At 43.3% G+C, this 11,703-nt stretch carries 8 protein-coding genes, 2 tRNA genes and 2 rRNA genes (1 of these 12 running past the window's edge); 9 read left to right on the top strand and 3 right to left on the bottom strand.

Annotated elements, in window-relative coordinates:
- From G9X62_RS03920 to rmuC, 5 genes are all read left to right on the top strand, one after another.
- Positions 1 to 73: transfer RNA gene (locus G9X62_RS03920), tRNA-Ile, on the top strand; it begins 1 nt to the left of the window's first position.
- Between the two features lie 92 nt (positions 74 to 165).
- A tRNA-Ala gene (locus tag G9X62_RS03915) sits at positions 166 to 242 on the top strand.
- A gap of 213 nt (positions 243 to 455) precedes the next feature.
- A 23S ribosomal RNA gene (locus G9X62_RS03910) occupies positions 456 to 3,288 on the top strand.
- Positions 3,289 to 3,355: 67 nt separating this feature from the next.
- A 5S ribosomal RNA gene (gene rrf / locus G9X62_RS03905) occupies positions 3,356 to 3,467 on the top strand.
- 278 nt (positions 3,468 to 3,745) lie between these two features.
- Positions 3,746 to 5,005 carry a DNA recombination protein RmuC gene (gene rmuC, locus G9X62_RS03900; RefSeq protein ID WP_223131495.1) on the top strand — a complete coding sequence of 420 codons (1,260 nt, stop codon included), beginning with the start codon at positions 3,746 to 3,748 and terminating at the stop codon, positions 5,003 to 5,005.
- A gap of 64 nt (positions 5,006 to 5,069) precedes the next feature.
- Here the strand turns inward: rmuC and G9X62_RS03895 are convergent, their stop codons facing one another.
- Genes G9X62_RS03895 through G9X62_RS03885 form a run of 3 tightly spaced genes read right to left on the bottom strand, consistent with a single transcriptional unit; the run spans position 5,070 to position 7,779 of the window.
- Complete coding sequence (locus G9X62_RS03895; protein WP_223131494.1) at positions 5,070 to 5,612, bottom strand: hypothetical protein; 543 nt, start codon at positions 5,610 to 5,612, stop codon at positions 5,070 to 5,072.
- Between the two features lie 53 nt (positions 5,613 to 5,665).
- Positions 5,666 to 5,893, bottom strand: coding sequence for a zinc ribbon domain-containing protein YjdM (locus G9X62_RS03890; RefSeq protein WP_130895301.1), 228 nt, complete (start codon positions 5,891 to 5,893; stop codon positions 5,666 to 5,668).
- 38 nt (positions 5,894 to 5,931) lie between these two features.
- Positions 5,932 to 7,779 carry a YgiQ family radical SAM protein gene (locus tag G9X62_RS03885; protein WP_223131493.1) on the bottom strand — a complete coding sequence of 616 codons (1,848 nt, stop codon included), beginning with the start codon at positions 7,777 to 7,779 and terminating at the stop codon, positions 5,932 to 5,934.
- 121 nt (positions 7,780 to 7,900) lie between these two features.
- On the opposite strand from G9X62_RS03885, the gene G9X62_RS03880 reads away from it, so the two are divergent.
- The 4 genes from G9X62_RS03880 to G9X62_RS03865 are packed head-to-tail and all read left to right on the top strand — an operon-like array spanning position 7,901 to position 11,702.
- On the top strand, positions 7,901 to 8,656 hold the full coding sequence (locus G9X62_RS03880) for an EboA domain-containing protein (protein WP_261345547.1): 756 nt from the start codon (positions 7,901 to 7,903) through the stop codon (positions 8,654 to 8,656).
- Position 8,657: 1 nt separating this feature from the next.
- A complete protein-coding gene (locus G9X62_RS03875) occupies positions 8,658 to 9,677 on the top strand; it encodes a TatD family hydrolase (protein ID WP_223131492.1) in 1,020 nt (339 codons plus the stop codon).
- A complete protein-coding gene (gene eboC / locus G9X62_RS03870; RefSeq protein WP_223131491.1) occupies positions 9,677 to 10,552 on the top strand; it encodes a UbiA-like protein EboC in 876 nt (291 codons plus the stop codon). Before G9X62_RS03875 ends, eboC begins: the two co-directional genes overlap by 1 nt.
- A gap of 4 nt (positions 10,553 to 10,556) precedes the next feature.
- Complete coding sequence (locus G9X62_RS03865) at positions 10,557 to 11,702, top strand: 3-dehydroquinate synthase (RefSeq protein WP_223131490.1); 1,146 nt, start codon at positions 10,557 to 10,559, stop codon at positions 11,700 to 11,702.
- The last annotated feature ends 1 nt before the right edge of the window (position 11,703 follow it).

Genomic DNA, 11,703 nt, shown 5'->3' with positions numbered 1-11,703 from the left:
GGCTTGTAGCTCAGGTGGTTAGAGCGCTACACTGATAATGTAGAGGTCCGTGGTTCGAGTCCACGCAGGCCCACAAGAAAAAGGCTTGCAAGCTGTAAAAGCAAGTGAGACGAGGCCAAGCCGCTAAAAGCAAAAAATGCCTAAGTAATTAAGCAAATAATCCCTGGGGGATTAGCTCAGCTGGCTAGAGCACCTGCCTTGCACGCAGGGGGTCAACGGTTCGAATCCGTTATTCTCCACCAGAGTACGATCAGACAAACGAGTCTGATATTAGATTGAAAGATTACACCACCCCTACCCTTTCCAAATGTGGAGAGAGAGCATGGGAACGATGTGAATGAGATAAGCGCAAGCTGATTGAATTTCACACAAGGTTCTTTGACATATTGTGAGAATAAAGTAAAGAGTAAGAGCAAATTAGAATTTGAATCCTTCGGGATGAAGATATTTTAAAAGAGTAAGTGAATTAAGGGCGTATGGGGGATGCCTAGGCTCTTGGAGGCGATGAAGGACGTGTTAAGCTGCGATAAGCTTCGGGGAGGTGCACAAGACCTTCGATCCGAAGATTTCCGAATGGGGCAACCCAGTAGATTGAAGATCTATTATCCTATTTAAGATAGGAGGCGAACCTGCTGAACTGAAACATCTAAGTAAGCAGAGGAAGAGAAAACAAAAGTGATTCCGTAAGTAGTGGCGAGCGAACGCGGATTAGCCCAAACCAGTGTTGTTGCGGCAAGACTGGGGTTGTAGGACCACGTCATCGATTATGTAAATCAACGAGAACTGTCTGGGAAGGCAGGCCATAGAAGGTGAGAGCCCTGTATTGGTAAGTTTATGTAATTGTAGTGGTATCCTGAGTAGGGGGGGACTGGAGAAATCCCCTTTGAATCTGCCGGCACCATCCGGTAAGGCTAAATACTACCAAGAGACCGATAGTGAACGAGTACTGTGAAGGAAAGGTGAAAAGTACCCTGAGTAAGGGGGTGAAAAGACCCTGAAACCATACGCTTACAAGCGGTCGGAGCCCTTTCGTGGGGTGACGGCGTGCCTTTTGCATAATGAGCCTACGAGTTACTTTCACTGGCGAGGTTAATCACGTTGACGTGAGCAGCCGGAGCGAAAGCGAGTCTGAATAGGGCGCTTAGTCAGTGGGAGTAGACGCGAAACTTTGTGATCTACCCATGAGCAGGTTGAAGCTCCGATAACACGGAGTGGAGGACCGAACCAGTTTACGTTGAAAAGTATTTGGATGACTTGTGGGTAGGGGTGAAAGGCCAATCAAACTGAGAAATAGCTCGTACTCCCCGAAATGTTTTTAGGAACAGCCTCGGGGTTAAGTTTTAAGCAGGTAAAGCTACCGATAGGACTAGGGGGAGTCAAATCCTACCAAATCCTGACGAACTCTGAATGGCTTAAAATATACCCGGGAGTGAGGGCTGGGGTGCTAAGGTCCCAGTCCGAGAGGGAAAGAACCCAGACCAACAGCTAAGGTCCCAAAATCTTTACTAAGTTGAACTAAGGAAGTCTGATTGCAGTGACAGCCAGGATGTTAGCTTGGAAGCAGCTATTCATTTAAAGAGTGCGTAACAGCTCACTGGTCGAGCGAGGCGGGCATCGATAATAAACGGGCATCAAGTAAAGTACCGAAGCTTTGGATTATATTTATATACTGGTAGGGGAGCATTCTGATCTGCGGTGAAGGTGAAGCGACGAGCTTTGCTGGAGCGTTCAGAAAAGCAAATGTAGGCATGAGTAACGATAATGAGGGCGAGAAACCCTCACGCCGAAAGACTAAGGTTTCCTCAGCTATGCTAATCAACTGAGGGTTAGTCGGGGGCTAAGGGTCTAGCGAAGGCGACAACCTAATGCACAACAGGTTAATATTCCTGTACTTACTTATTGGGCAAATAGATGACGGAGATTACAGGTTACCAGATACTGACGGAATAGTGTCTTTGAGAGGCGGCAGCAATGCCAAAACGAGTGTAGTGAGTAAACTTCCAAGAAAAGTCTAGGCGTGTATAACTAATAAGTAACCCGTACCGTAAACCGACACAGGTGGTCGAGAAGAATATTCTAAGGCGCTCGAGTGAATCACGGCTAAGGAACTCGGCAAATTAACCCTGTAACTTCGGGATAAAGGGAGCCACGAGCAATCGTGGCCGCAGAGAAATGGCCCAGGCGACTGTTTAACAAAAACACATGGCTTTGCTAAATCGAAAGATGACGTATAAGGCCTGACACCTGCCCGGTGCTGGAAGGTTAAGGGGGGATGTTAGTGGCAACACGAAGCATTGAACTGAAGCCCCAGTAAACGGCGGCCGTAACTATAACGGTCCTAAGGTAGCGAAATTCCTTGTCGGGTAAGTTCCGACCTGCACGAATGGTGTAACGATCTGGGCACTGTCTCAGCCGTGAGCTCGGTGAAATTGTAGTAACGGTGAAGATGCCGTTTACCCGCAACGGGACGGAAAGACCCCATGAACCTTTACTATAGCTTAGCATTGAGTTTTGGTACTGGATGTGTAGGATAGGTGGGAGGCTGTGAGCCGGTGTCGCTAGGCATCGGGGAGCCAACGTTGAAATACCACCCTTCTTGTACTGGAATTCTAATCCCCAAAGGGGAGACATTGCTTGGTGGGTAGTTTGACTGGGGTGGTCGCCTCCAAAAGAGTAACGGAGGCTTTCAAAGGTTCCCTCAGCACGCTTGGTAACCGTGCGTAGAGTGCAATAGCAAAAGGGAGCTTGACTGTGAGACCGACAAGTCGATCAGGTACGAAAGTAGGATATAGTGATCCGGTGGTTTAGTATGGAACAGCCATCGCTCAAAGGATAAAAGGTACTCTGGGGATAACAGGCTGATCTCCCCCAAGAGCTCACATCGACGGGGAGGTTTGGCACCTCGATGTCGGCTCGTCACATCCTGGGGCTGGAGAAGGTCCCAAGGGTTCGGCTGTTCGCCGATTAAAGTGGCACGCGAGCTGGGTTCAGAACGTCGTGAGACAGTTCGGTCCCTATCTGTTGTGGGCGTAGGAATATTGACAGGTTCTGACTTTAGTACGAGAGGACCGAGTTGGACTGACCGCTGGTATATCAGTTGTTCTGCCAAGGGCATAGCTGAGTAGCCACGTCGGGACCAGATAAGCGCTGAAAGCATCTAAGTGCGAAACTGACCTGAAGATGAGTATTCCATGAAGGGTCCGTGTAGACGACACGGTCGATAGGCTACAGATGTAAAGACAGTAATGTCAAAGTCGAGTAGTACTAATTACCCGAAAGCTTACCTTTTATTAATTTATACACTGCTGTTTATTTTATCTCACAATATGGCTAAAGGCTAAAACCTTGCAAAAAGTATGGAGCCGATAGGACGGGTGTTCACCTCTTCCCATCTCGAACAGAGAAGTTAAGCCCCGCACCGCTGATGATACTGGGATCAAACCCGGGAAAGTAAGTAAGCTCCAAGTTATTATAAAAGACCTGCACCGAAAGTGTGGGTCTTTTTTTATGCCCTAAAATCAGTCCGAAGGGAAAGAGTAGAGAGTATAGAGTATAGAGTAGAGATGTGGCATAAAAAAGAGGCTGCCGCCTCGTTTTTTATTCATGTATGAAATATTTCCTTCGGACTCCCTACCTCCGGACTCTTGATTACTGCATTTACCATTCACCACTCACCATCTCTACTCTATAATCTATTATCTGTTTTATTCTTTATGCTTTGTGCTTTATTATTTACATTTGCTACATGACAATTCTCTACATCATTCTAGCCCTAGTAGCCGGCGCAGGTGCTACCTTTCTCCTATTTCAAGGTAAAATTGCCTTATTACAAAGTCAATTAACCCAAGCTAGCCAAGATCAAACTAAACTGGCTTCATTAGAGGCTGAAAATCGGACATTATTTGGAAAATTATCCCAATTAGAAGGTCAGAATGAGACTTTAAAGATGACGGTGGAGAATCAGAAATCTGATGAGGAAAAGCTACGCAAAATGTTAGTAGATATCAGTAATGAATCTGTTCTTAGACAAGGAAAGATGCTAAGCGATCAACAGCAGGTTAAATTAAACGACGTTTTGAACCCTCTGAAAGAGAAATTACGTGAGTTTGAAGAGAAGGTTAATCTAGGTCAAAAGAATAGCTTAGAACAAAGTACGGTGCTCATGGAGCAGATTAAAAACCTAACAAGTTTAAATCAAACCGTAACACAGAAAACAGAAGATTTAACGAACGCCCTTAAGGGATCGAATAAGTCACAAGGAAACTGGGGCGAAATGATTTTGGAACGTGTATTAGAAAGTTCTGGATTGAAAAATGGGATGGAATACCAAACTCAATTTGTAACGAAAAACCAGGATCATGATACGATTAAACCAGATGCTGTCATCTTCTTGCCTGACAATAAAAACCTTATCATTGACAGTAAGGTTTCATTAGTGGCTTATGAACGTTACACAAGTGCGGAGGAAGGTACAATTGAGAAAGATTTGGCACTAAAAGCACATATTGAATCCCTAAAAACACATATCAAGGAGCTATCTTCGAAAGATTACCACACCGCATTAGATTTAACTAGCCCAGATTTTACCTTGCTATTCATCCCTATTGAATCGGGATTCGTAGCTACTATTAGTCAGGACACAAGCTTATTCAATTATGCATGGGATCGAAAAATTGTCTTAGTCTCCCCTTCTACCCTATTAGCTACGTTACGTACCATTGCTTCGGTTTGGAAGACAGAGTATCAAACTAGAAATGCCATTGAAATTGCTCGCCAGGCAGGCGATTTATATGATAAATTTGTCGGTTTCACGAAGGATATGGAAGATGTGGGAAAACATATCAAGAAAGCAGAAGATGCCCACAGTGATGCCATCAACAAACTAAGTACCGGGAAAGGAAACCTTATTAATAGAGCCCAAAACCTACATAAATTGGGCATAAAGTCGACGAAAAAACTGAATCAGGGATTGGTTCAAGATGAGGAACCGGAAGAATTAGATTAGAGATTAGAGATTAGAGAGAAGAGAGAAACAATCTATACTCTCTACTCTATAATCTCTACTCTGTTTAACAACCGCCTTTGTTAGGTATGCGCTTATAAATCACTTTACTATCTCTTTCAAGATAGTCGCCTGAAACGATGGCAAAGGCATATTTAGGAGCTTTCGAAACACCGCGGCTTTTGATAACAATTTTATCGTTCACCTTCAGGCTTTTCAATTGTTGCATTTCGGCTTTGGAAACTGGACCCATTGAAAGGATATATTCTTCTCCTTCGATATTAACCATTACTCCAAAACCCAATCTCGCTCCCTCTGGAAGAGAAAGAGAAGATACTACTCCCTCTATTTTGGCATTGCTGCGTATAAACTTATTTATTTTTACAGCACCTGCATGCACTTTTTTGCCTGCTGGAGATGACTCCCAATTTTTAAATTGAACGCCATCTGGGCTAGTTTCCCACTTATTTAAAGCTGCTTTACTCTCTGCAGCAGTTAAAGGCTTGGGGGCTGATTTAGCTGTTGTTCCACTTAATGAATCATAATTATTGTATAACAATACCCCAACTACGACAAGTGACAAAAAAAACACATATACATTTGCTTTCATATCCTGAAATTTAAGTTTTACTGACTACCGACGACTGACAACTGTCCACTGATTTATGCTTTCTTCAAAAACTCCGTACGTAAAACCATCATCGATTTCTCTACTTTACCTTCTACTTCGTCAGCATCGTCCGTTAAACGAATATTTTTCACCATCGTTCCACGCTTGATCACACTGGATGATCCTCGAACCTTTAAATCTTTAATTACGGTAACCGAATCGCCATCTTTCAAAACAGCACCATTGCTATCACGAACGATTAATTCTTCATTCTCATCCATTGTATTATTGTTTTTTGGTTAATTAATGAAAAGCTGGATTATTTAGTCCAGCCATTTTTGTTATTTCTGAATCCTAATAAACGCTGTGCTAAATCAGGACGTTTTAATTGCGTCAAGCGATTACGAATCCAATCTTTGTATTCTGGTTTATACCAAAAGAAATATTTGTTTTGATTCTGTTTCTCCTCCCTTGTTTTGGCCGTTTTAACGGGTTGCAAAGTGTATGGGTGAACACCAGAATAATAAATCACTTCCGCCACTGTCATAGGTGTAGGTGTAAAATCCTGAACCTGCTCTAAATGGAAGCCTAAATCCTTCGTTTCTGCAGCAAGATTTGCCATATCTTCCTCTTCACAACCAGGGTGAGAAGAAATGAAATACGGGATGAGGGGTTGTTTTAGACCAAATTTGGCAGAAATCTCATCATATTTCTTCTTAAACGCATGGAAATACTTGAAAGAGGGCTTACGCATAATACGTAATGTTGCATCAGAAGTATGCTCCGGGGCCACTTTCAAACGACCAGATACATGGCGCGTAATCAATTGCTCCATATATTCGTCGTGATTCCCATCCTGGTTATTCTTATTGAAATCGTCCACTAAGAGATCATAACGAACCCCAGATCCAACAAAAGCCTTTTTGATGGCTGGATGCTTATCCACTTTGCGGTAAATATCCGTCAAAGGTTTGTGTGAAGTATCTAAGTTATTGCAAATGACTGGGTGGATACAAGAAGGGCTGACACAACGTGCACAAATCTCCTCATCTTTCCCCTTCATTCTATACATGTTCGCAGAAGGACCTCCTAAGTCAGAAATATAGCCTTTGAAATCAGGTGCTTTCGTGATTTGCTCGACCTCTTTCATGATCGACTTTTCACTACGAGAAGCAATAAACTTGCCTTGGTGGGCAGAAATCGTACAGAAACTACATCCTCCGAAACATCCGCGGTGCATGTTGACCGAGAATTTAATCATCTCAAAAGCAGGAATTGGTCCACGCTTTCTGTATTTCGGATGCGGCAAACGCGTATAAGGAAGATCAAATGATTTGTCCATTTCAACCTCCTCCATCGTTTTAAAAGGAGGATTAATAACTAATACGTCCTCTCCTACTTTTTGAATGATACGATTTGCCTGCCACTTATTTGATTCAACTTCCACAATCTTAAAGTTAGCGGCGTACTTGATCTTATCTTCTAAACAAACTTCGTGACTCGCTAACTCAACAGTTTCCCAATCACAGGCAGGAGCCGTTTTTTGCAAGAACGCGACTTGATTAATATGGGTCAAATCACCCAATTTCTTACCTTCTTTCACCCCTCGCATAATCTCGCGCAAAGGCTGCTCCCCCATTCCATATACCAACATGTCGGCACCAGAATCCACTAAAATAGAGGGGAATAATTTATCTGCCCAGTAATCATAATGGGTTACTCGACGCAGAGAAGCCTCGATGCCACCGATTAAAACAGGTACATCTGGGTAAATTTCTTTTAAAATCTTCGTGTAAACGGTGGTCGCATAATCTGGTCTAAATCCTGCTTCTCCACCAGGAGTATAGGAATCATTCGAACGCAAACGCTTGTTTGCTGTATAATGATTCACCATGGAATCCATACATCCAGCTGTTACGCCGAAAAAGTATTTAGGCTTACCTAATTTCTTGAAATCACGTAAATCATCTTTCCAGTTTGGCTGAGCGACGATACCCACTTTCAAACCTTCACTTTCCATGATTCGACCGATGACAGCCGTACCAAATGCCGGGTGATCCACATAGGCATCACCAGAAATTAAAATCACGTCCAGTTCATCCCAGCCACGTTTTTCTACCTCTTTTTTCGTGAGGGGCAGCCAGTCAGTTATCGGTCTTTCTTCCATAATGTAAAATTAGGGGAATTTGGGGGCTTAACCTATTGAATATCCTGCCAAAAATCAGGAATGAATTGACATTTTTTTAGTAAATTCGTTCATAGTGATGAATTAAACCTATTTCTACAATTTGAATACCGCCGAACTTCTATATCAATCCATTCAGTCATTGGCTAGTACAACTGAACTAGCTTGGTTAGAGGATAAATTGATAGCTGATTCTAAAGGTTTGTCTTTGGCCTTTGTGATGGCTCCACGCCAGGTGGCTAAAACACGAGTTGGTATTATTCCCGGTTGGAATTGGCAAAATGGCACGCTAGATCAGCTTGTTCGCGTATATCTACTCATTCATCTAGCAGAAAAAGAAGACGGAAAATCGAGAATAGAAACGCTATTTGATACCGCGGAAATGAATGAATTAGTCGCACTTTACCGCGCTTTGCCCGTTTTACCTACGCCGGAAATCTGGTTACATCGGGCTACTGATGCAGTTAGATCTAATATGGGGCCGGTTTTTGATGCCATTGCTTTTGGGAATCCTTATCCTACAACCTATTTCTCAGAATTAGCCTGGAACCAATTAGTCTTAAAATGCATTTTCAACGATAAACCTATTCATTTAATTGAAGGATTGGATGAGCGTGCAAATCAAGCTTTGGCTAATACCCTGGCAGACTTTGCACACGAAAGATGGGCAGCGGGAAGACGAGTGCCGTCGCAAGTTTGGCGATTAATCCGAAACTTCCAGACAGAAACAAAAGAACAAGATATAAAACGACTTGCAGAAAGCGCTGATCCGAACGATCAAAAAGCCGCTGAACTGATCCTAGAAAATAGTCCTCTAGAAGCCTGGAGGGTCTTAGAAAAAGAAGAAACAGCCTATTAATATGTGCCAAAACCCCAACGAACACAAATTAAATCCCTCCCATTTCGAAGGATCCACCGAGGAAAAACAAACTGCCCAAGAAGTGGAAGGAGGTTTTGCGGCCTACACACAAGGGATGAAGTTTTTCGACCCTCACGTTCACATGACTTCCCGTACCACCGATGATTACCAGGCGCTGGCAGATGCAGGGGTGGTAGCCATCATTGAACCAGCTTTTTGGTTAGGGCAACCGCGCACGGGATTAGCTTCGTTCAAGGATTATTTCGCGAGTTTAGTAGGTTGGGAACGTTTTAGATCGTCTCAGTTTGGCATAAAGCATTATTGCACGATCGGCTTAAACTCAAGAGAGGCGAATAACGAAGCGCTAGCGGAAGAGGTAATGGAGATTTTGCCCTTGTTTTTACAGAAAGAGGGCGTCGTGGGCGTGGGCGAAATTGGATTTGATGACCAAACGGCAGCAGAGGAAAAATACTATAGAGCTCAATTAGAGCTTGCAAAAGAGATGGGCTTGCCTGTACAAGTGCACACACCTCATCGAGATAAGAAAAAGGGAACTGAACGCAGTATGGCTATTGCCTTAGAGCACGGTTTAGCGCCCCATATGGTGGTGATTGACCACAATAATGAAGAGACAGTTAAATCAGTTTTGGACCAAGGTTTCTATGCTGCCTTTACTATTTATCCGTTTACAAAGATGGGCAATGAGCGAATGGTGGAGATTGTGAAGCAATATGGATCGGAACGCATTATGGTGAATTCGGCTGCGGATTGGGGGATTTCTGATCCTTTGGCGATTCCTAAAACGGCGGCCTTGATGAAAATCAAAGGCATATCAGATGCAGATATCCAAAAGGTGACTTACCAAAATGCCCTCGATTCTTTCGCGCAAAGCGGACAAATCAATGAGAAAGACTTCATTGACGGATTAGAAATCGATCAATCTTTGAAGTTTAATGGCAATACGGTGTTGCGTGGCGGACAAGCTCCTCGCATAGATAAAAACTCAATCTTCATTCGCTAATGTCTAAAATTAGAGCTTTTGCTGAGCTTACTCGGCCTGCGAATGTAGTCACCGCCCTGTCTGATATCATGGCAGGTTTAGCTATTGTGGGCTTTGTTTTTGGTCGATTAGACTACCAGTTCTACCCTGCCCTATTCCTAGGCCTTTCCAGCATGTGTTTATACGCAGGTGGCGTGGTGTTTAATGATGTGTTTGACCATGAATTAGATCGCATTGAAAGACCTGAAAGAGCATTGCCTAGCGGACGAATTAAACGATCGGAGGCCATTTTCGGGGGAATCTTGTTATTAGCACTAGGCATATTTTTGGCCTTTTGGCAAAGTAGACTGAGTGGATTTGTAGCCATTTTCATTACTGCCTTAGCACTTTTTTATGATTGGAAAGGAAAGCATATGCGGATTTTTGGCCCTATCAATATGGGTTTGTGCAGAGCATTCAATTTACTTTTAGGGATGAGTGTTTATGAATTAGGGGTTTTAGAACACTTCCCAGTGATCGCTATACCGTTGATTTACATTGCAGCCATTACGTTAGTAAGCCGAGGAGAAGTACACGGAGGCAAGGCGATTACGCTTTATTTTGCTGGCTTTTTGTTTCTGATAGTACACGCTTCGCAGCTATTTTTCGCGGAGAAAGTAGAATTTGCCTTGGTATTTGTCTTGGCCCACTTTATCCTGATTTTCAGAAAACTAAGCGTTGCTATTAAGAATCCGATGGGCAAAAACATTGGATTAACAGTAAAAACAGGTGTTTTAACGCTTATATTGATGAATGCAGCGTGGGTAGCCTCGAGTGGACAATGGATGGTCGCCCTCTTTGTTTTAGCCTTATTACCCGTATCTTTGGGTTTAGCTAAAAAATTCGCCGTTACGTAAACCTATGCAATCTTTAAAACAACATTTTCAGGTACCCTATTCTTACGAGGTATTCTTCACGGAGCGTTTATTTGCGCCTGAAAATCGCGTTTTTGCTGATTTTGTCCAAAACTTTGGCAACCCTAGCTTTCGTAAAAAGATTCTTTTTGTACTCGATAAAGGGATAACGGATATTCAGACTCAATTAACCGCAGAGATTGTCAGTTATTTTCAAGCGCATTCTCCTGCTGATTTAGCCCCAGAAATTCTGGTTCTTCCAGGTGGAGAAGTGTGTAAAAACGACCCACGCTTTTACGAAGAAGTAATTCGCGCATTAGATGAACACGGAATCGATCGCCACTCGTTTGTGGCCTGCATCGGTGGTGGGGCTTTCTTAGATATGGCCGGCTATGCCGCTGCCATTTCCCATAGAGGCGTGAAATTCATCCGGATACCGACGACTGTATTATCCCAAAACGATTCGGGTGTAGGGGTAAAAAACAGCGTCAATTACCTAGGCAAGAAGAATTTCCTAGGTACGTTCGCGCCTCCTGTAGCCGTATTTAACGATTATTCGTTCCTAGAGAGTTTAGGTGAGCGCGATTGGCGTTCGGGAATTGCGGAAGCTGTTAAAGTTTCCCTGATTAAAGACATCAGCTTTTTTACCTGGTTAGAAGAAAATGCGGATGCAATGAACCAGCGAGACAAGTCTGTGATGATTGAGCAGATTTACCGCTGCGCTTCGCTGCATATGCAACATATTGCGAGTGGTGATCCTTTTGAGCTTGGTTCGGCTAGACCCTTGGATTTTGGCCATTGGGCAGCACATAAATTAGAATACTTAAGCGATTTCAAGATCCGTCACGGAGAAGCGGTGGCGATTGGAATAGCGTTAGATAGCGTCTATTCGCACTTGATCGGTCATTTGACGAAAGAAGACGTAGATCGCATCATCCACTTGTTGAAAAAACTAGGTTTTGCGATATTTCACCCTGCTTTGGCAGAAAATGACAAAATCAATTTAACGAACGGCTTAAATGAGTTCAGAGAACACTTAGGCGGGCAATTAACCATCACCTTGCTAGAACATGTAGGCAAAGGCGTGGAAGTGCACGAGATGGATTTCGATCTCATCAAAAAATCAGTCGATTACTTGGAACAAATCGCCTAAT

The sequence above is a fragment of the Aquirufa lenticrescens genome (assembly GCF_019916085.1).
GTDB lineage: Bacteria > Bacteroidota > Bacteroidia > Cytophagales > Spirosomataceae > Aquirufa > Aquirufa lenticrescens.
The sequence above is the reverse complement of the archived record's forward strand: the minus strand, read 5'-3'. Positions and strand labels throughout refer to the sequence as shown.

Bases quoted from the DNA above. Each gene is read 5' to 3' on its own strand.
- rmuC (WP_223131495.1), top strand. From the start codon at position 3,746: ATGACAATTCTCTACATCATTCTAGCCCTAGTAGCCGGCGCAGGTGCT.
- G9X62_RS03895 (WP_223131494.1), bottom strand. From the start codon at position 5,612: ATGAAAGCAAATGTATATGTGTTTTTTTTGTCACTTGTCGTAGTTGGG.
- G9X62_RS03890 (WP_130895301.1), bottom strand. From the start codon at position 5,893: ATGGATGAGAATGAAGAATTAATCGTTCGTGATAGCAATGGTGCTGTT.
- G9X62_RS03885 (WP_223131493.1), bottom strand. From the start codon at position 7,779: ATGGAAGAAAGACCGATAACTGACTGGCTGCCCCTCACGAAAAAAGAG.
- G9X62_RS03875 (WP_223131492.1), top strand. From the start codon at position 8,658: ATGTGCCAAAACCCCAACGAACACAAATTAAATCCCTCCCATTTCGAA.
- eboC (WP_223131491.1), top strand. From the start codon at position 9,677: ATGTCTAAAATTAGAGCTTTTGCTGAGCTTACTCGGCCTGCGAATGTA.
- G9X62_RS03865 (WP_223131490.1), top strand. From the start codon at position 10,557: ATGCAATCTTTAAAACAACATTTTCAGGTACCCTATTCTTACGAGGTA.